The following is a 19,201-nucleotide window of genomic DNA, read 5'->3' on the forward strand; positions in this document are numbered from 1 at the left end:
GGGGCACCAACGTAAAACGAGCGAAAGACCATTAGCGCAGGTCATGGACTCGCACCGTGCATTGCTGCAGGGCGAAACGCTGGCCGGTCTCTTCCACGACATCTGATCTGCAGGACCCGACGACTCCGCTTTGAGCGTCATCAGCCCTCGGCGTTGCCTCGTCACTCGCAGCCTTGACGCCCCCTGACCTGCCCAACGTATGCCTGACACCCCATCAGAACGAGCGTCAAATGAGCGTCACGAGCGTCATTTCAGCGTCAAGATATCGCCCGTAACGCCCACACCGCACATAATGCGCACGCACAAAACCGCAGGTCAGGAGCCCTTCGCGGCCGGTTCAAGGATCGCGACACACTCAACGTGGTGCGTCATAGCGAAACATGTGGACACGAAAGCATGTGGAAATACGTGCAGCTCAACAGCGCGCAACACGCAAATCCGGCATACGGGTCACGTCGTTACGGGCATAGTGTGCGCTACGTGCGCCATCATGACGCACGCCGCGTGCGCAACCGAGCGCTTCAGACCGAACGAGAACTGCAGCCCTCACCTCCGCGAAGGAGGAGCACTGCACGCCACGGAAGGGGCTATTTCGCGGCCCGGGCCGGGCGCTTCCAGGCCGCGCTCACCGAAAAACGCCAAGGCCACCTCGGAACGCTGTCGCCCCAGCTCGCGTGGCTGCGAACGTACGGATCCGCGCAGCCGAGGTGTCACGCCGGTCACCGGCGGCCGGTGAACCGCTCCACTCCGACGACGCCGAGCGCGGTGAGACCGATCTGGATGGCGAGTTCGATCCAGGCGATGCCCTTGGTGTCGGCGACGTTGAAGGCGCCGGCGATGGCCGTGCCGGCCAGGGCCGCGACGATGCCGACCAGGATCGTCCACCAGATGCCGATGCGCTGGCGGCCGGGGATGACCAGGCGACCCGGGACTCCGATCAGGACGCCGATCACGATCGCGGTGAAGATGCCCGAGACCTTCATGCCCGTCAGCCTCTCCTTGACCCGACGGTTCGACACAGCTGTCGAGTTACGGGTTCATCCGCAGCGGCGGTGCAGTAGCTTCCGTGCCAGTCGGGCGGGGCACGGAGAGGATCGCCAGGCTCTCCTCCAACTCGTCGAGTGCTCTGCGCGCCGTCGTGATGCGTTCCCGTAGCTCCTGTTCCGACAGCGGCCTGGGCGCGGACGGCGGGCCTGGGTCCGTCTGCTCCTGGTCGTCGGCCTGCCCCATGGCCCGCGCCTCCTCAAGGGAGGTGATGACGACACTGATGAGGACGTTGACCAGAACGAAGGAGGCGATGAGGACGTAGCTGGCGTAGTAGAGGATGCTCCAGTGAGAGATCTCCAGGCCCGCGCGGACGGCGTCACCGAGGCCGTCGAGCGTCATGAGCAGGAACAGGGTCAGGACGGCGCGGCCGATCGAGCCGAAGTGTTCGGGGTCGGCGCGGGCGAAGAAGACCCAGCCCACCATCGCGTAGACGTACAGCAGGAGTCCGCCCACGAGCAGGAAGCTGACCGTGCCGGGCAGGCTGCGGCCCACCGCGACGAGCACGATGCGCAGTTGGGGCAGGAAGCGGGCGGCGCGCAAGACGCGGGCGAGGCGGAGAAGTCGCAGCACGGTGGTGTTCTCCCGGACGACGGGGAGGAACGCGCAGGCCACCACGAACGGGGCACTTCCTCAGGGTCTCGACCGAGTCGGATGGAATCGGCGAGCAGGGAGTTGACTCGGCGCGCTGTGGGCTCAGTGGCGGAGGATGGCGCTGGCCGCCGACCGGCGGACCACGGCCCCGCAGAGGCGTGCGGCTGGCATGGCTTTCTCGATGTCCTGCGACAGCAGTTGTCGACAACCACGGCAGACACCTGCGGCTCGAGGAAAGCCGATGCCGACGAGTTCGGGAGACGGTTGTTATGCCCTGTAGCCAGCGCTTTGCCCACGCCGACGAAGAGCGCGGACGACTCACACATGCCTCCGCTGTTCCGCTGTTCGCTGCTTGCCCGAACTGGCAGCCGAGGTGCCTCCCGAACGGCGCGAGACGCTGCTCTTCAACGTCGACAGAGCCAGGCGCGTCCGATGAAGATCTTGGGCCAGCCGCCCAACGACTCGTTGGGTGGCGATGGCGACACGCCCCCTGCCGAGCCGCCCTCGCATTCCGGCTCACACCCGCTTTGGGTATGCCAGTTCATCTCCGGCAAAAACTGGCAGAACGCCGTCAAGTCGATGGTCGTCACGGACGGTGAAGGTCGCATGCTGTGGTGCAGCCCAGCACGGCCCGCAAGCTGCGCGGACCTCACTCACGCCCGCCGGTCAGGGCTGGTCAGGCTCTTGGCCGGCGGGCTCGCGGGGAGTCACGATCAAGGTGTCGGCCGGAGGCTGTGAAGCAGGATGAATCGTGGGTTACTGGCCGTCCACCGCGCCGTCCCCCGGAGGCGAGGCCGCAGCGCTCGCGTCGGGTTGCCCGCGCTTGATGGCCGCGTCCACCGCCGCACCGATGCGGCGCAGTGCCGCCAGCTCCTGAGGACCGAGATCATCGATCAGGTACTCGCGGACTGCGGCGACGTGTCCCGGCGCCGCCGCCACCACTACGTCGTAACCGGCCTCGGTCAGCGTCGCGGCGGTGCGCCTTCCGGAACCGGGGATCCGCTTCCGTGCGAGCAGTTCGCGCTTCTCGAGCCGACCGACGACATGGGACAGCCTCGACAGTGACGCCGCCGTTCGCGCGGCCAGGGCGCTCATCTGCATGGTGCGATCCGGCTGCTCGGAGAGGACCGAGAGCACCATGTACTCGAAGAAGGTCAGCTGAGCCTCGCGCTGCATGCGCGCATCCAGCGCGGCCGGCAGGCTGATCATGATCGCGGAGTTGGCCAGCCACGCCGCCAGCTCGTCGCCGTTCAGCCATCGCGTCTCGGCAACCGGACCGGTGGACTCCCCCGAGCCGGAGCCTTCGTCGTCACGAGCCGTCGCCTCGGATGTCGGCCCGTTCCGTGGACGCCGACGGCGCCGGCCGTTCGTGTCATCTGCCGTGCTCGCCATGAGGACATCCTAGACCCACTTATTGACGCGTCAAGTTCGAAGGAGTAGAACTTGACGCGTCAAGTTCGCTCTGCGGCGCTGAGGCCCGCCCCACACGGAATGGACAACAGATGCAGTCCACGTCGCTCGGCAGGCTCGATGTCCCGCGCATCGGCCTGGGTGTCATGGGGATGTCGGCCTTTTACACCGGCGCCGGCCGGGACGAAACCGAGTCGATCCGCACCATTCGTCGCGCCGTCGACCTCGGTGTCACCCATCTGGACACCGCCGAGGTGTACGGCCCCTACGTCAACGAGGAACTGCTGGGTCGCGCGATCAAGGGCCGTCGGGACGAAGTCGTCCTCGCCACCAAGTTCGGCCTCGTCTCCCACACCGGCCGGCCGGGCCCGGACAGCACCCCCGCCAACATTCACACGGCTGTCGACGGCTCACTGAGGCGGCTCGGAACCGACCGCATCGACCTCTACTACCAGCACCGGGTCGACCCCAACACTCCCATCGAGGAGACGGTGGGGGCGCTGAGCGAGCTGGTGGAGGCGGGCAAGGTCCTCCACATCGGACTGTCGGAGGCGGCAGCGGCGACCATCCGCCGGGCCCATGCGGTCCATCCCGTGGCCGCTGTCCAGAGCGAGTACTCGCTCTGGACACGGGACCCGGAGGCCGAGGTGCTGCCCACGCTGCGCGAGCTCGGCATCGGACTGGTTCCCTACGCGCCGCTGGGACACGGCTTTCTCACCGGTGACATCCGCACCCTGGACGGCCTGGACGCCACCGACTGGCGTCGCTCCAATCCCCGGTTCACCGGCGACAACCTCACGCGCAACCTGCGCATCGTCGACCAGGTACGCGAGGTCGCCGACGAGGTCGGGGCCACGCCCGCGCAGGTCGCTCTGGCCTGGCTGCTCGCGCAAGGAGACGGCATCGCGCCCATTCCGGGGACGAAGCGCGTCGACCGCCTCCAGGAGAACAGCGCCGCCGACGGCGTCCGACTCACCCCGGGCCAGATCGCCCGCCTGAACAACCTCACACCGGCGTCCGGCGAACGCCATGCCGAGCCCGACATGGCCGCCGTCGACCAGTGAGAGAAGGGCGAACGCACCGATTCGCCCCGCGCACCACACCACGTCTTGCTTCAGCGAAAGAAACGGAACACCCCATCATGTCAAGCAATCTCATTCGGGTCGGCATCATCGGCGCGGACACGAAGGCGAGCTGGGCGGGCGCCTCGCACATACCCGCGCTGGCGGCACAGCCCGACTTCCACCTGGCCGGTGTGGCGACGCGGCACGAGGAGAGCGCGCGCGGCGCTGCCGAGGCGTTCGGCGCCGAGCGTTGGTTCGCGGACCCCTACGCGCTCATCGGTGACCCTTCGATCGACCTCGTCACCGTCGCGGTGAAGGTCCCGGCTCACCGCGAGCTCGTCCTGGCGGCCCTCGCGGCGAACAAGGCCGTGTACGCGGAGTCGCCGCTGGGCGCGACCGTCGCGCAGACGGAAGAGATGGCTGACGCGGCCGGCTCACTGCACACCGCGATCGGCCTGCAGGGCCGGCTCAACCCCTCGGTGCGCCGCGCGGCGGAGATCATCGCCGCGGGCCGGCTCGGGCGGCTGCTCTCGGCGCGAGTCGCCGCGACGACCTTCGGCAACGGCCCGGAGTCGGTGAGCGCGTACGAGTACTTCGACAAGGCGGCGTCCGGAGCCGGTTTCCTCACCATCGCCGCGGGCCACGTCCTGGATGTGGTCGAAGCCGTTCTCGGCGACATCACCGAGATCGACGCCCGCACCGAACTCCTCTGGCCCCAGGTGAAGTTGGTCGACACCGGCGCGATTTCCGTCCGCGAGGTCCCGGATCACCTCGACGCCATCGCCAAGACCTCCTCGGGGGCGCCGGTCGGGGTGCAGATCCTGGCGGGCGTGCCCGCCCCCGATGCCCACTTCAGTCTGGAGGTACGCGGCTCGGAGGGCTGGCTGAAGCTGACGGGCGACCACCCCGCGGGCGTTCAGGTCGGCGACCTCACCCTCTCGTCGAGCGTCGACTTCACCGCGCCCGACCGCCCGATCGCCACCGGCGCGGGACCCACCGCCGCCGACATCTGGACGGGCGCTTCCATCAACGTCGGCGAGGTCTACGCCAGCCTGGCCCGCGACATCACGAACGGCACCCACCACACCCCGGGATTCCAGCACGCCGCCCACAACAGCCGTCTCATCGCCCGAGTCGAAGAAGCCGCCCGGACCGGCGTCCGGCAGTGACGCCACCGCACCTCGCGACAGGTGCCTCACTGCCGTGACGGATACGGCGACCGATCCGCGGGCACGGGCGGCCGACATAGGTTCGGACTCGTTGAAGGGTTCCTGAGGCCCACCCCCCGATCAGAGAGTCGCTGATGATGTCAGTCCCTCGTCACCATGGCCCTCGCGGCGCTTCGCGGCAGGCTCACGGCGTATGACCACCTCCGCGCGCGCCGCTGTTCTCGAAGCGCAGGACGGGCCCTTCGAGTTCCGCGACATCGAGATCGAGGACCCGCGGTCCGACGAGGTACTCGTTCGCATGGTCGCGACCGGAATATGCGCGACCGACGCTCACGTGCGGGCACAGCGCATGGCGACGCCGCTGCCGGTGGTGCTGGGGCACGAGGGAGGAGGAGTCGTCGAACGGGTGGGGGCCGCCGTCACCACCGTCGAGCCCGGTGACCACGTCGTCCTCTCCTACCACTCGTGCGGCCGCTGCAAGCCGTGCCTGTCCTCGCACGCGGCCTACTGCGACAACGTCTGGGCGGCCAACTTCGCAGGTGCCCGCCTGGACGGCTCGAACGGTCTCCACGTCGCCCACGGTGCTGAGCCGCACGGTCACTTCTTCGGCCAGTCCTCGTTCGCCACCCACGCCCTGACGCACCAACGGAACACGATCAAGGTCCCCCGCGATCTGCCCCTCGACGTCATGGCTCCGCTGGGGTGCGGGCTGCAGACGGGCGCGGGGGCCGTACTCAAGGCCCTCGCCGTGCCGGCGGGAGCGTCCTTCGCGGTCTTCGGCGTGGGAGCGGTGGGCCTGGCGGCGGTCATGGCGGCACATGTCGCGGGTGCCACCACCATCGTCGCCGTCGACGTCGACGCCGGCCGCCTCGATCTGGCCCGCGATCTCGGAGCGACGCACCTCGTCGACCCCGGCCGGGTCGAGGATCTGACCGGCGCGCTCCGCGCCGTCGACGAACGCGGTCTGGAGTACGTCCTCGACACGAGCGGCCGCGCGGAGAACCTCGACGCCGGGGTCGGCGCCCTGGCACCGATGGGCCGGTTCGGCTTCGTGGCGTTCCACGAAGGAGCGGGCGCCGTGCTCGACGCCGGCCGGCTCACGCTCGGCCAGTCGCTTCAGGGCATCATCCAGGGCGACGCCGTCTCGTCGCTCCTGATCAACGACCTTGCCCAGCTCTATCGAGCGGGCCGGTTCCCCATCGACCGACTGCTGTCCTTCTACGACTTCGCCGATATCAACGCGGCGTTCGAGGATGCGGGCTCGGGCCGCGTCACCAAGGCGGTCCTTCGATTCTCGTCACCGGGATAGCCCACCCGTTCAACAGCTTCCCAAGCACACAGAAAGGCGTCCCGTCGATGTGCCAGAGCGGTCAGAAACCCATCAGCGTCGAAGAAACCCCGAGCTTCTACAGGATCGACCCTTATGGGTTCCCCCGCGCGGGGGCGGACGACCCGTTGGACCCCGCGGACTATTACCCCCCGTATTTCCAGAGCGAGCACTTCCAGAAGTACGGCTACCACGTGGAAGAACTGCGCGGCGGCTTCTACTGGGTCACCAGTGCCGGCTACGACGCCGCATTCGTGGTGACCGAGGAGGGCGTGGTCGCGATCGACGCACCCCCGACGCTGGGCGAGAACATGCTGGCGGCGATCGAGGACGTCACCGACCGACCGGTGACCCACGTCATCTACAGCCACTGGCACGCCGATCACATCGGCGCGGCCTCCGTGTTCGGTCCCGACGTCGAGATCGTCGCCCACCGCATCACCAAGGAACTCCTGGAGCGTTTTCCCGATCCGAAGCGCCCCCTGCCGACGAGGACATTTGACGACGAACTCGTCCTCGAAGTGGGCGGAGTGAGCCTGCAGCTCTCCTACAAGGGCGAGAACCACTGTCCCGGCAACATCTTCATCTACGCACCGCAGCAGAAGGTGCTCACTGCCGTGGACATCGTCAGTCCGGGAAGCGTCACGTTCATGCACTGCGACGCCTCGCAGAACATCTCCGGCTGGTACGAGGCCCAGTCCCAGATCCTCGAATACGACTTCGACTACTTCGTCGGCGGGCACCACATGCATTACGGCACCTACGAGCAGGTGAAGCTGTGCGTGGAGTACTTCGCCGACGTGCTCGAGGGGGCGACTGCGGCGGTCGAGCGGTTCAGCCGCTCGGATGCGCTCGCCGACATCGTGACCGGCACCGGCTGGGACAGGATCTTCGTCGGTACCGAGAACTGGATCAGCTCCATGGCGAACTACACCACCCGCCACGTCCTCGAGAAGGAGACGAGCGACGGCCGGCTCTGGTGGGAACGGCTGGCAGGAGCCACCACCCAGACCAAGTACCACGCGTACACCGTGCTCGAATCGATCCGCCTCGAACGGCCCCGGCCCGACTACCGCCTGCGGGGCGAGAATCCGCCGGTCTTCCTGACCTGACACCGTTCTGAACGGTGCGGGCAAACCCTTGTATACGAGAAGGATCATCATGAAAGCCGTCGTCATCACCTCGTTCGGCGAACCCTCCGTGTTGCGGGTTGCGCAGGCTCCGCGACCGGTGCCGGGTCCGGGTCAGGTACTGGTGCGGGTTCACGCCGCGGGGGTGAACCCGGCGGAGATCCAGGCACGCGCCGGAGTGTTCCGCCTGCGTGCTCCCGCCATCATCGGATTCGAGTTCGCCGGTGTCGTCGAGGCGGCCGGCCCGGGCGTCGACGAGGGCGTGGTCGGCGACCGCGTCGCCGGGTGGCCGGACTCCGCCACCCAGGGCTCGTACGCCGAATACACGGTCAGCAGCAACTTCGCGACGATCCCCGACGGCGTTTCCTTCGAGGAGGCCGCGGCTACTGTCATCGGCGCCGACAACGCGGCGAGGGCTCTCGGGCTTCTGAACATTCGCCCGGGTGAGACGCTCGTGGTCACCGGCGCGAGCGGTGCTCTGGGCGGCGCTGCCGTGCAGTTCGCGCGACAGCGCGGTGTGACGGTGATCGGCGTCGCCGGGACTGACAACGCCGACTTCGTCAAGAGTCTCGGAGCAACCCCTGTCGCCCACGGCCCGGGCCTGGTCGATCGCATCCGTGCCGCCGCTCCGGGCGGGGTCGACGCCGCGCTCGACACCGCCGGCAAGGGGCTCCTTCCCGCCCTCGTCGAGCTTCTCGGCGGCCCCGACCGGATCGTGACGCTCGCCGACCGCGATGCCGCACGACACGGCGTCGTATTCAGCCCCGGGGGCAGCGGGAACCGCGACCGCGGCCCTGTCCAGGAAGCCCTGAATCTGATCGCGGCCGGCGCATGGACCGCACGCATCGGCCGGAGCTTCCCACTCGACGAGGCCGCGGACGCTCACCGCCTCGTCGCCACGGGCCACACCCACGGCAAAGTCATCCTCCTTCCCTGACTCGGCCGACCGACCGACCATTTCAACCACGACAACAAACAACTGGAGAATCCGAAATGCCTGCAGTCCTCGTCCATGGTGTACCTGATACCCACCGGCTTTGGGACACCGTCCGTTCCCATATTCAACGCGAAGATATCGTGACGATCGATCTCCCCGGGTTCGGCGTACCCCTACCAGAGGGATTCACGTCGACGAAAGAAGAGTATCTCGATTGGCTGATCGAGAAGATCGACGAAATCGGCGAACCCGTCGACCTGGTTGGTCATGACTGGGGGTCTCTGCTCACGGGCCGTCTCGCTTCTGTCCGGCCAGATCTGGTGCGGACATGGACAGGCATCAGCGGACCGATCGATCCGGAGTATCCGTGGCACTATCTTGCCAAGATCTGGCAAACGCCGGGCGAGGGCGAGCAATGGATGGCGGACCTCGACCTCGAGGAGTTCGCAGCAAGTCTCAACGAGGCGCAGATGCCGCGCGACGCGGCAGACGAAGCGGTCCGGCATATGGATGCCACCATGAGGGCAAGCATTCTCGCCCTTTACCGTTCGGCGATCGAGGTCGGGGCGGAGTGGAAGCCAGGTCTGAGCAAGGTGACCGCACCAGCGCTAGTGATCTGGGGCCTGGACGATCCGTTCCTTCCTCACCGCTTCGCCGACGAGCTCGGTAATGCCACACGCGCACGTGCCGTCTTCAAGCTGCGCAGCTCGCACTGGCCGATGATTGAGCGTGCGGCCGATGTCGCGCGCGAACTCGAGGCCCACTGGGCTCACGTGTAGAACCTGCGCCTGGGTCACTCGGGCTCACCATGGCGAACGGCAATAATTGCTCGCTCGCCATGGTGAGCCCGAGTGCCCACGCATGTGTCCGGAAACGAATCATCGTGACGCAGCCCGGAGAGCGTTTCCGGGCTGCACATGGCAGGAGCATCCTCATGACGAATTCAGCACATACCCAGATCGGCGTCGGTATTATCGGGGCCAGTGCCGATCGGGGTTGGGGCGGAATTGCTCACGTCCCGGCGCTGCAGGCGCTCGACGCGTTCCAGATCCGCGCCGTCAGTACGACTCGTATGGAGAGCGCTAACGCGACTGCTCGTCGGCTGGGCGCCGATCTCGCCTTCCACACACATGAGGCCCTGGTCGTGCGACCGGAGGTCGACCTGGTGGTGGTTGCGGTCAAGGTGCCGGATCACCAGCAGATTGTTTCCGACGCGCTGGCCGCGGGCAAGATGGTCTATTGCGAATGGCCGCTCGCAAGAAACCTGTCGGAGGCCGAAGCGCTGGAGGGGTTTGCCCGCGAGCGGCGGCTGCGGACGGTTGTCGGGTTGCAGGGCGGCCTGCACCCGCCGATCCTCTTCCTTCGCGACCTCATCGCGCAAGGCGTGATTGGCAAGCCGCTCAGCACGAGCATCCGAGCGCATTTGTCCGACGACATGTGGGCCGGCCGATATGACCCGCCGGTCGAGTACATGGCTCACGCAAAGAATGGCGCCACGCTGCTGAGCATCATGCTCGGCCACGGGCTCGAACCGCTTGCGCGCGTGCTCGGCACGTTCGAGAGCCTGTCCGCCGTCGTCGCCAATCAGCGCGGTGACGGCGTCCGCCTGTCCGATGGCGCGACGCTGCCGAAGGACGCGCCGGATGAGATCGTCGTCGCCGGCGTTCTCGACGGCGGGATCGTCACTTCGCTGCACTACAGTGCCGGGCAGTCTGCCGGCTCGGCGCTGGTATGGGAGATCCAGGGCACCGAGGGCAGTGTGCGTGTGGAGTCGGCGTCGGGTTACATCCATTTCACCGATCTCACCATCACGCTGAGCCGCGGCAGCGAGCCTGTCCAAGTGCTGGAGGTCCCCCCCGCTTATGCGGCTCCCGACCTGCAACTCGACGCGCCCGCAGCGGGGGTCGCCCGCCTCTACGCCCAGTTCGCCGCCGACCTCCGCGACGGAACCGCCGATGCGCCGGATTTCGCGGTCGCACTCGATCGCCACCGGGTACTCGAGGCGATCACACGGGCCGCTGAAACAGGGCATCGGCAGCATCTGTCCCGCCCGACCGAATGAACTCCCCTCTTTGAACCCGGTTCCGCATGCGACCCCACCACCGAGTCAACCGTGCCGGAGATCGCGGACAAGGCGTGGACCAGATGCCGCAAGACGACGCGGCCCCTCCCGGGGCCGCGTCATCGCGTCGGTCCCTCGCGCGCGGTCGAGGTGGCGGCATAGAGCCAACGGCGCAGGACGAGGGTCACCGCCGGCATCATCAGATACGTCATCAACGTACTGAACAGCAGCGCGAGCATCAGCACCCGCGCCACAAGCGGCCAAGCACGGAGCGCCGGTCCCAGAAGACCGTTGCCGATCAGGGAGATCGGGAGTACGGCCGCGAAGGCGGCGAGCGCCATCTTCCACCGAGGCGGCGCCGTCGTGGGCGTGTCGTGCGCAGCGGTGAACAGGGTCTCCATTCCGGAGAGTTCGCGACGCGCCACCTCGCTCTGATGATGGCCCTCGCAGTGGTCGAACAGTGCGGCCCGCTCAGGTGACGTCGTCCAGTGCCGCGCGGACTCCTGGTCGCGGAACCGGTGGATCAGAACCCATGGCCCGGCGGCCGTGGCAGGCCGGAACAACCCGTCCCCCAGGTGTCCGGGAAACGCTGAGGCGGTGTCGGTCACCCGCCCGAACCACTCCCGGAAGTCCTGCTCGTAGCCGGGTTCCACAGCGCGCGCGGTCAGCAGGGTGACGTCGGCCGGGCCGACGTCGTCCGTCTCGGTCATCGATTCTCACTCCGCCGTCGAGAGCTGTCAGAGCTGCGGTGCCACATGCACGAGGTGCTTGGTCTCCTGGAATTCCTCGATCCCGCGGAGGCCGTTCAGGCGGCCCACTCCCGACTGCTTGAAGCCGCCCTCCTCGAACTGGTCGTGGACCATGGCCCAGGTGTTGGTCCAGACGGTCCCGGCCCGCAGTTCGCGGCCGACGCGCAGGGGGCGGTCGACATCACGGGTCCAGATGCTCGCGGCCAGGCCGAACTCGGTGGCGTTGGCACGCGCCACGGCATCGGCCTCGGAGTCGAACACCTCGAAGGTGGCGACCGGCCCGAACACTTCGCGCTGCACGATCGGCGAGGTCACGTCGGCGACCTCGATCAGGGTCGGGCCGAGGAGCGCCCGATCCCGCTTGCCCCGCACCAGGACGGTGGCGTAGTCGGCCGCGGCGGCCACGGTCTGTTCGACCCGTTGGGCGTTACCTTCGTCGATCATGGCGCCCATCTCGCTGGCGGGGTCGTCGCCGGGCCCGACCCGGACCGCTTCGAGGGCGGCGACGAGCCGCCGCCGGAGTTCGTCGGCCACGCCGCGCTGGACCAGTATCCGGCTGCCCGTCATGCAGAACTGGCCCGCGAACATGGTGACGGCCTTGGTGAGCACGGGCACGACGGCGTCCAGGTCGGCGTCGTCGAAAACGAGCATCGGCGTCTTTCCGCCCAGCTCCATGGACAGCGTTTTCAGCGTCGGGGCGGCCTGTTCCATGATCACGCGGCCGACCGCGGTGGAGCCGGTGTAGCTGAGCACGTCGACGTCCGGGGAGGAGACCAGCTCCGGAGCCCCGGCGTTGCCGCTCTCGGTGAAGACGTTGAACACGCCCGGGTCCAGGCTCGGCGTGTCGGCGATGATCTCGCTCAGCACTCCGTTGACCAGGCCGGTCTGGGCCGGCATCTTCATGACCACGGTGCAGCCGGCCGCCAGGGCGGGTGCGAAGGAACGCGCCGAGAGGATGACCGGTGAGTTCCACGGCACGATCACCGCGGCGACGCCCGCGGCTTCGCGCAGGGTCATCGAGTACATGCCGGGCCGTACTTCGCCGGCCCTGCCGTGGTCGGTGAGGGCCAGCGCCGCGTGGTAGCGGAGCTTGGGGATGGTGCCTTCGACTTCGATGGCCGCCTCGGAAAGCACTTTCCCGTTCTCCCGCGCAAGGAGGGTGATCAGTTCGTCCTTGCGCTGCTCGAGCCGGTCGGCCAGTTCGTGCAGCGCTGCCGCACGCCGGTGGCGGTCGCGGGACCAGGCGGTGGAGTCGAAGGCCCTTCGGGCCGCGGCCACGGCCGCCCTCGCCTCCCGCGCACCGCCGTCGGCGAAGGTGCCGAGCAGGCCGTTGGTCGCGGGGCTGCGTGACTCGCCGCGGGAGCTGGAGTCCTGCCACTGCCCGTCGATGTAGTGGCGCGCGTGGGGCAGGGTTTCGGACTTGGGCATCAGGTGACCTCTCGTCATGCGTCGCACGGCGTTTCGCCGCGGGTCCGCGGGACAACGTCAGCGACGCTACAAAGCAGGGCCGGTGAGCGAATCGGGCGGGCAATCCGTCGTTTCCACCGGAGGCGTCGCGCGCCCGCACCGCCGCGGCCTCCCTGCGCTCACGGCGGCTCGCAACCGGCGTGGAGGTCGCTCAGCTCGGTTCGGGTGTTGATGCCGAGCTTGGCGAACACGTTCCCGAGGTGGTGGCCCACGGTGCGGTGGCTGATCCGCAGTTGTACGCCGATCTCGCGATTCGTCAGCTGTTCGGCGGCCAGTTGGGCGACTCGCTGTTCCTGGGCGGTGAGCCGGTTCATCGCCCCGGTGTCCGAGCTTCCCCGGTGTCCCGGCGCTCCGGTGAGGTCCTGCTCGCGCTGCGCGCGTTGGCGCAGCGGCCTGGCACCGAGCCGGTCGAACGCCTCCAGGGCGGCGCCGATCCGGACGCGAGCGTCGGTACGCCGGCGGACCCGTCGCAACCACTCGCCGTAGGACAACTGAGCGCGCGCGTAGAGCAGCGGGTGGGACCGAGCACCCGGCACGTCGAGTGCTGCCCGGAAGGCGCCCTCGGCCCGGGCGCCGCCGAGGAGCCCGCGCGTGACGTGCGCGGCACAGCGGGCCCACGGCGCTCCCGTGCGCCGCGCCCAGGCTTCGAGCACCCGTACCCGTTCGTCCGCGAGGTCGCTTCTGCCGACGCGCACGGCCGCCTCGGCCGTGTCGAGAGCGGCCAGGAGCGCGAAGGTCGGGTGTTCCGCGCCATGGCCCGGCTCGGTCAGGCGCACCAGGATGTCCAGGGCTTCCTCGGGACGCTCGCGAAACAGCGAGGCCATGCCGCGGTTCCAGTACGCGGCGGCGCTCAGCGCGCGGACGCCCTGCGGGAGGGACGTCTCCAGAGTCCTGGCGGTGGCCTCCGCGACGGCGCGTTCGTCACCACGCGCCGCGGCGAGCCAGCCCAGGCTGGTGCGGCAGTGGGAGGCGATGTGGTCGGCACCCAGGTCCTGGGCCAGCCGCAGTCCCTCCGCGGCCGAGGACTCCGCTTGCGGCCAGCGGCCGGCAGCGTTGTCGAGCATCGCGGTCTGGGCCAGGGCGGCGGCGAGCCGAGCGCGCTCGCTGCGCCGCCGCAGGTGCGGCAACCGGCGGCGCAGCGCATCCGCCATCGGCTCGTCGATCCCCCAGGCCAGGGCGAGGGGTGTCGGCGGCAGCAACGGCAGGATGGTCGTACGGGCCCGCGCGGCGGCATCACCGAGGTCGGGGGTGTCCGCCGGCGCCGCGTCGGCGGACACGTCGTCGCTCCACCAGGCAAGCGTGCCGGGTAATCCGGTCCGGCCCGCGACGTCGTCTTCGAGCAGCAGTTCCAGCGCTCTGTCCCGCAGGTCGCCGCGTCCGACGGACCAGGCGGCGCGCATGGCCAGCGTGCCCAGTTCCAGCGCCGTTCCCGGTTCCGGGACGCGCTGCATGTCGGTGATCAGGAAGTGGTGCGCCATCTCGGGCATGCCCCGGGCGAACTCCATGATCCCCCGCAGACCCCGGCTCCGCCGGGCGACGTGAGCACCGGGGGCCAGCCGTTCCGCGTCATCGAGCAGGCGCTCCGCCGTGGCTGCCCACCCGGCGTCCCAGGAAGCCCTGGCCGCCTCGGCAAGGCGTTGTGAGGCGTCGATCGGTGCGGCCGACAGTTCGGCGGCCCGCCACCACGCCCGTGCCGCCGTGTTCGTGGCCCCGCGGAGCCGGGAGCGGACGGCGGTCCGTTCGAGGAGCCGCGCGACGTCCTCATCGCGTCCGCGGGCCAGGGCGGCGAGATGCCATGCGCGCTCCTCCGCCTCGTCCGGCATCGTGGCGGCCAGGGCACGGTGAGCCCGGCGCCTCGTCGCGGCACCGCAGCCCTCGTAGACGGCTCTGCTCACGACCGGGTGCCGGAAACCGACGCGGTTGCCCGCCACGTGGAGCAGGCCCGCGTTGGTCACTTCCTCCCAGACGGCGTCACCGGCACCCGACGCACGTCCGGCCCGCTGCACCGTGAGCCGGTCGCCGTGCTCCTCGGCCGCCGCGAGCACGGTCAGCAACTGCGCCGGAGGGCTCAGGGCCTCGATCCCGGCACGGAAAGCCCGCTGCAGGCACGGCCCGACGGGCGGTCCTCCTCGCTTCCGGCGATGCTCGGCGTCGTCGAGGTCGCCCCCGAGCGTGGCCAGTTCGTGCAGCGCCAAGGGGTTGCCCCCGGCCTCCCGGACCATGTTCCGCGTCGTCGCCTCGTCGGTGAGCGGCGCCACGGCCGCCACAAGCTGCCGCGCGCTCTCGTCGCTCAGGCCGTCGACCCGCACGTCGGCCACGCCTTCCCAGGGCCGGGCGGCCGGATCGCTGTGATCGGCGAGCACGACGACCACGGGATGCGCTCCCACGCGTCGAGCGACGAACCCCAGGCACAGCGCGGTGGCCTCGTCGAGCCACTGCCCGTCGTCCACCACGACGAGCACGGGCTGCCGCTCGGCGAGTCCGCAGAGCAGCGACAGCACGGCCGCCCCGACCACCAGGCGGTCCGTCGGCTCACCGCTCAGCCCGAGCGCGGTACGCACAGCGGCGGCCTGGGCCGTCGCCAGCAGCTCGACACGGTCGGCCAGCGGTCGCAGCAGCCCGTGCAGCCCCGCGAAAGCCAGGTCCGACTCGGGCCGGGTGGCCGAGTGGCTCAGCAGGACGAAGTCCGCGGCCTGGCCGTACACGTGGCGAAGCAGAGCTGACTTGCCGATACCCGGCTCGCCCCACACCACGAGCGCGCCACCGCTCCCGCCGCGGGCCTGCGCAAGCAGCCCGTCGAGAACCGCGGTCTCCTCGCTGCGTCCGAACAACTGCGTCGGCGCTGCCGCTGTCGCAGCTCCGTCACCGGGCCCGCCACGCGCGCACCGCATCACGTCACGCGTGCGGACTGGACGAGTTCGCGGGCGCGCGGCGCGACCTCCTGACCGAAGAGGTGTAGGTCGGCGGGCTCGTCCGAGGCGAGGATGAACCCGGATACGCCGTACTGCAGGGCGAGGTCGGCGATCTGTTCGGCCCAGTCGCCGGGAGTCCCCTGAAACAGGCCGCCGCCGGCGCCGGACGTGAATCGGCCGCTCAGGTTGAGCAGGCGGCTGACCGCCGCGGGCTCACGGCCGGCGGCGGAGGCGGCCTCGTCGATCTGCTCGTTCATCGCGCGCAGCGATGCCGGGCCCTCGGGCAGGAAACCCAGGGAGGGCAGCCAGCCGTCGGCGATCCTGCCCGTCAGCCGGAGCATGCGCGGCTTGTAGGCACCGATGTGGATCGGGATGCGATGGGCGGGTGCCGGGCCGCGCTTGGCGCCGTTCACGGTGTAGAACTCCCCCGTGACACGGAGGGGACCGGTCTCGTCGGTGGCCCACAGCCCCCGGATCACGTCCACGGCCTCCTCCACCGCCCGCACGGCCTGGGCCGGTTCGAGCCGGCGGCCTCCCATCGCGACGATGCCGTCCCAGAACGCGCCCGCGCCGATGCCCAGTTCGACTCGCCCGCCGGTCAGCCGGTCCAGGCTCGCGGCGGCGCGGGCCAGCACGGCCGGGGGCCGCAGCGGAAGGCTCAGCACGTTGCCGCTGATCCGGATCCGTTCGGTGCGTGCGGCGACGTACGACATCAGGGTCCAGGTGTCCTGGAACGCCGACTGGTAGGGGTGGTCCTGGAAGCTGACCAGGTCGAGGCCGGCCCGCTCGGAGGTCTGGGCCAGCTCGACCGGCGCCTGGGGCGGGCGGGCGGTGGGGGTGATGAAGCTGCCGAACCACAGTTCGTGGCCGTAGTCGCTCATGGGGTGCTTCCTCCGGGGTGGTTCGCGGCGGGCGTGAGGGCGAAGTTGTCGCCGAACACGCCCTCGGGGTCGTAGACGCTCTTCAGCTCACGCAGACGCGAGAGGGTCCGTGGGGGCCAGGCCGCGGCGATCCGCTCGGGCCGGAGGCTGGACTCGAAGCTGATGTAGAGGCCGTCGAGGAAGGGGCTCAGCCGGGCCCAGGCCCGGTCGACCACCTCGTCGGCACCGCCCATCACCACCAGCGAGAAGTTCGCGTCGCGGTGGGCGTAGGCCGTGGCGTCCGAGGGAACATCGGCGACGGCGCCGCCGACCGAGCGGAGCTGGAACCATCCGATCGCGCCGCTGCGGATCATGCGAGCCGCCGCAGCGGCGAACTGCGGGGTCACGTGCCGGAGCAGACCGCTGCGTGAGACCGGTTCAACCTGGGAGACCGGTGGGTCGTCGCTCGCGTTGTCCATCACGGCCGCGTAGGAGGTGATGACGACGTCCTGGGCGTACATCGCGGAGATCGCGGCCAGTGGTTCCAGCCGGGCGCGCACGGTCTCCGGGTCCGAGGAGTCGACCATGGTGTGGCTCACCGCGAGCGCCGGTCGTCCGCCGCGCGGGGGCGGCACGATGACGAAGCTGGTGAGGTCCCGCGGTGAGTCCTCGACCGCCCGGCCCCACTCGACGAGGTAGCGTTCGAGGTCGCTCGCGTCCTGGGTGAGCCGGGCGAAGGCGACCGCGCCCACGTCGTCGGCCTCGAACTCGAAGGCAGTGACGATCCCGAAGTTCGCGCCCGCCCCTCGCACGGCCCAGAAGAGATCGGGGTTCTCCGCATCGTCGGCCCGTACGACGGAGCCGTCCGCGAGCACCATCTCCACGGCCCGCAGGCGGTCGATGGTGAGTCCGTGCCCGCGCGCGAGGTACCCGATGCCCCCCGCCGTGGCGAGGCCGCCCACCCCGACGCCCCCGTAGTCGCCCGAACTCAACGCCCAGCCGTAGGGCTCCAGTGCGGCCGCCACCTCGGCCCAGCGCGCACCCGGGCCGATGCGCACCCGGCGTGTCTTCCTGTCGAGCACCTCGATCGCGTTCATCAGTGACACGTCGATGACGATCCCGCCGTCATTGGTGGAGCGGCCGGAGACCCCGTGTCCTGCGCTTCGCCGAGACAGGGCCACGCCGGGGTGCCGGCAGGCGAACGCGAGCGCCTGTGTCACCTGCTCGTTCGTCGCCGCCCGCAGGATGATGCCGGGCGCGCCGCCGCGCAGGTATCCGGACCGCAGCCGGGCGTAGGCCGGATCACCGGGCTCGACGACCTCGGCCATCTCCGGTGGAGCGCCCTCGTAGTCGATCCCCGGCCGGCGCCTGGCGCGCACGGCGGACCGCCGGACCCGCGCGCCCGACCATCCGCGCGAAAGCACCGCGTCCACGGCCGCCCGCAGGGCCGGGGCGACCTCGCTCGCGAAGCCTGCCGCGACGTCTCGCTCCTCGGTGTCGAGCACGATGGTGCCCACCCCGTGCTCGACGACGAGTGGCAGCAGATCGTTCACCCAGTCCGCGGCGGTCCCGGTGAACCTGCCTGTCCGCTCGCCGAAGCCACCGCGGATCGTGACCCGTCTGCGGATCTCGCGGGGATCACGGCCGGCCCCTCGCGCCGCCTCGTCGACCGCGCGGTTGCCCTGTGTCAGCGTGGCGGTGTCGCACCCCGTCGACCACTCGTCAGCCCGCAGTCCGACCAGCCGGAGCAGGTCTTGGTCCTGGCCGTCCACGGAGATCGGCACGTCGTGCGCGGGCGCGGCCTTCTCAGCTCCCGCGAGACGGTAGAAGCGGCCGGTGAACCGGCCGAGGCCACGGTCGAGGACGTTCCAGAGCTCGCGGACGACGGCGATCGCCTCACCCAGTGCCGCGACCGAATCGGCTGTCCCGGACGCGGCGACTGACGGGCCCGCCCGGAAAGCCAGTTCGACCCTGCCTTCGGTGAGCCGGTCCAGGCCCGCGACGGCTCGCGCGAGCATCGCCGGATGGAGGGTGTCGGGGCGTGCCTCCAGCACCAGTCCGAGAGAGACCGTCGCCCCGGCGATCCAGGCCGCCACGGTCGACGGTTCGAGATCGTCGCCGGCGGTTCCGGCCGGGACGACCAGCAAGTCCAGTCCCCACTGCTCGGCCAGGCCCGCCACTTCGACCAACCGGCCGGGTCCGCAGTCGGCGTCGGAGGGCAGGTGCAGCCCGAATCTCAGCGCGTGCCCGTAGTTCATAGCGCGTGGTGACAGGCCGAGTGTGCATTCATGGGCCAAGGCTGCACGGCGATGATCACTGGCGACAAGCGGGACATGACCAGGTCATCAAAAGTGACAGGCTCCAGTATCGTGACCGTATGACCGGTCCTCGACAGCCCGATGATTCCTCCGCCACCGCGGACCAGAACCGCCCGGAAGCGGGCTACGAACACATCGACGACGACGTGTGCCGCAGC

The 19,201-nt window shown here is 69.6% G+C and carries 14 protein-coding genes and 1 pseudogene; 7 read left to right on the top strand and 8 right to left on the bottom strand.

Features of this window, described 5'->3' with window-relative positions; translation table 11 throughout:
* Positions 1 to 719 precede the first annotated feature (719 nt).
* The 3 genes and pseudogenes from ACFIF2_RS35200 to ACFIF2_RS35210 all read right to left on the bottom strand — a co-directional run bounded on the left by ACFIF2_RS35200 (position 720) and on the right by ACFIF2_RS35210 (position 3,030).
* On the bottom strand, positions 720 to 983 hold the full coding sequence (locus ACFIF2_RS35200; protein ID WP_395577367.1) for a GlsB/YeaQ/YmgE family stress response membrane protein: 264 nt from the start codon (positions 981 to 983) through the stop codon (positions 720 to 722).
* A 46-nt stretch (positions 984 to 1,029) separates the two neighbouring features.
* Positions 1,030 to 1,662 (bottom strand): annotated as a pseudogene (locus ACFIF2_RS35205) (ion transporter); the annotation flags it as partial.
* Between the two features lie 732 nt (positions 1,663 to 2,394).
* Positions 2,395 to 3,030 (bottom strand): MarR family winged helix-turn-helix transcriptional regulator, encoded by a 636-nt coding sequence (locus tag ACFIF2_RS35210; protein ID WP_395577368.1) that lies wholly within the window; start codon positions 3,028 to 3,030, stop codon positions 2,395 to 2,397.
* 110 nt (positions 3,031 to 3,140) lie between these two features.
* Here ACFIF2_RS35210 and ACFIF2_RS35215 point away from each other — a divergent pair, with 110 nt between their 5' ends.
* The 7 genes from ACFIF2_RS35215 (at position 3,141) to ACFIF2_RS35245 (ending at position 10,737) form a co-directional block, all read left to right on the top strand.
* The gene (locus ACFIF2_RS35215; RefSeq protein ID WP_395577369.1) at positions 3,141 to 4,112 is read left to right on the top strand and encodes an aldo/keto reductase; all 972 of its coding nucleotides are present in this window, start codon (positions 3,141 to 3,143) and stop codon (positions 4,110 to 4,112) included.
* Positions 4,113 to 4,189: 77 nt separating this feature from the next.
* A complete protein-coding gene (locus tag ACFIF2_RS35220) occupies positions 4,190 to 5,281 on the top strand; it encodes a Gfo/Idh/MocA family protein (protein WP_395577370.1) in 1,092 nt (363 codons plus the stop codon).
* A gap of 193 nt (positions 5,282 to 5,474) precedes the next feature.
* Positions 5,475 to 6,590 (top strand): NAD(P)-dependent alcohol dehydrogenase, encoded by a 1,116-nt coding sequence (locus ACFIF2_RS35225; protein WP_395577371.1) that lies wholly within the window; start codon positions 5,475 to 5,477, stop codon positions 6,588 to 6,590.
* A gap of 47 nt (positions 6,591 to 6,637) precedes the next feature.
* The gene (locus ACFIF2_RS35230) at positions 6,638 to 7,720 is read left to right on the top strand and encodes an MBL fold metallo-hydrolase (RefSeq protein WP_395577372.1); all 1,083 of its coding nucleotides are present in this window, start codon (positions 6,638 to 6,640) and stop codon (positions 7,718 to 7,720) included.
* Between the two features lie 49 nt (positions 7,721 to 7,769).
* Positions 7,770 to 8,675, top strand: a complete 906-nt coding sequence (locus ACFIF2_RS35235; protein WP_395577373.1) for an NADP-dependent oxidoreductase — start codon at positions 7,770 to 7,772, stop codon at positions 8,673 to 8,675.
* 56 nt (positions 8,676 to 8,731) lie between these two features.
* A complete protein-coding gene (locus ACFIF2_RS35240; RefSeq protein WP_395577374.1) occupies positions 8,732 to 9,454 on the top strand; it encodes an alpha/beta fold hydrolase in 723 nt (240 codons plus the stop codon).
* Positions 9,455 to 9,609: 155 nt separating this feature from the next.
* Entirely contained in the window at positions 9,610 to 10,737 is a 1,128-nt protein-coding gene (locus ACFIF2_RS35245; RefSeq protein ID WP_395577375.1) for a Gfo/Idh/MocA family protein, read from the top strand.
* A gap of 119 nt (positions 10,738 to 10,856) precedes the next feature.
* On the opposite strand, the gene ACFIF2_RS35250 is transcribed toward ACFIF2_RS35245, so the two are convergent.
* From ACFIF2_RS35250 to ACFIF2_RS35270, 5 genes are all read right to left on the bottom strand, one after another.
* Complete coding sequence (locus ACFIF2_RS35250; protein ID WP_076974009.1) at positions 10,857 to 11,447, bottom strand: antibiotic biosynthesis monooxygenase; 591 nt, start codon at positions 11,445 to 11,447, stop codon at positions 10,857 to 10,859.
* 27 nt (positions 11,448 to 11,474) lie between these two features.
* Positions 11,475 to 12,914 carry an aldehyde dehydrogenase family protein gene (locus tag ACFIF2_RS35255; protein WP_395577376.1) on the bottom strand — a complete coding sequence of 480 codons (1,440 nt, stop codon included), beginning with the start codon at positions 12,912 to 12,914 and terminating at the stop codon, positions 11,475 to 11,477.
* A 158-nt stretch (positions 12,915 to 13,072) separates the two neighbouring features.
* Positions 13,073 to 15,784: an AAA family ATPase gene (locus tag ACFIF2_RS35260; protein ID WP_395577377.1), complete on the bottom strand. Its 2,712-nt coding sequence runs from the start codon at positions 15,782 to 15,784 to the stop codon at positions 13,073 to 13,075.
* A gap of 59 nt (positions 15,785 to 15,843) precedes the next feature.
* Positions 15,844 to 16,746 (bottom strand): LLM class flavin-dependent oxidoreductase, encoded by a 903-nt coding sequence (locus ACFIF2_RS35265; RefSeq protein ID WP_395577378.1) that lies wholly within the window; start codon positions 16,744 to 16,746, stop codon positions 15,844 to 15,846.
* Complete coding sequence (locus ACFIF2_RS35270) at positions 16,743 to 18,983, bottom strand: LLM class flavin-dependent oxidoreductase (RefSeq protein ID WP_395577379.1); 2,241 nt, start codon at positions 18,981 to 18,983, stop codon at positions 16,743 to 16,745. The genes ACFIF2_RS35265 and ACFIF2_RS35270 overlap by 4 nt, the downstream gene beginning before the upstream one ends.
* Positions 18,984 to 19,201: the final 218 nt, after the last annotated feature.

The sequence above is a fragment of the Streptomyces sp. BK79 genome (genome assembly GCF_044142145.1).
Taxonomy (GTDB): Bacteria; Actinomycetota; Actinomycetes; order Streptomycetales; family Streptomycetaceae; genus Streptomyces.

Coding starts and splice junctions, on each gene's coding strand:
- ACFIF2_RS35200 (WP_395577367.1), bottom strand. CDS start 983: ATGAAGGTCTCGGGCATCTTCACCGCGATCGTGATCGGCGTCCTGATC.
- ACFIF2_RS35210 (WP_395577368.1), bottom strand. CDS start 3,030: ATGGCGAGCACGGCAGATGACACGAACGGCCGGCGCCGTCGGCGTCCA.
- ACFIF2_RS35215 (WP_395577369.1), top strand. CDS start 3,141: ATGCAGTCCACGTCGCTCGGCAGGCTCGATGTCCCGCGCATCGGCCTG.
- ACFIF2_RS35220 (WP_395577370.1), top strand. CDS start 4,190: ATGTCAAGCAATCTCATTCGGGTCGGCATCATCGGCGCGGACACGAAG.
- ACFIF2_RS35225 (WP_395577371.1), top strand. CDS start 5,475: ATGACCACCTCCGCGCGCGCCGCTGTTCTCGAAGCGCAGGACGGGCCC.
- ACFIF2_RS35230 (WP_395577372.1), top strand. CDS start 6,638: ATGTGCCAGAGCGGTCAGAAACCCATCAGCGTCGAAGAAACCCCGAGC.
- ACFIF2_RS35235 (WP_395577373.1), top strand. CDS start 7,770: ATGAAAGCCGTCGTCATCACCTCGTTCGGCGAACCCTCCGTGTTGCGG.
- ACFIF2_RS35240 (WP_395577374.1), top strand. CDS start 8,732: ATGCCTGCAGTCCTCGTCCATGGTGTACCTGATACCCACCGGCTTTGG.
- ACFIF2_RS35245 (WP_395577375.1), top strand. CDS start 9,610: ATGACGAATTCAGCACATACCCAGATCGGCGTCGGTATTATCGGGGCC.
- ACFIF2_RS35250 (WP_076974009.1), bottom strand. CDS start 11,447: ATGACCGAGACGGACGACGTCGGCCCGGCCGACGTCACCCTGCTGACC.
- ACFIF2_RS35255 (WP_395577376.1), bottom strand. CDS start 12,914: ATGCCCAAGTCCGAAACCCTGCCCCACGCGCGCCACTACATCGACGGG.
- ACFIF2_RS35265 (WP_395577378.1), bottom strand. CDS start 16,746: ATGAGCGACTACGGCCACGAACTGTGGTTCGGCAGCTTCATCACCCCC.
- ACFIF2_RS35270 (WP_395577379.1), bottom strand. CDS start 18,983: ATGAACTACGGGCACGCGCTGAGATTCGGGCTGCACCTGCCCTCCGAC.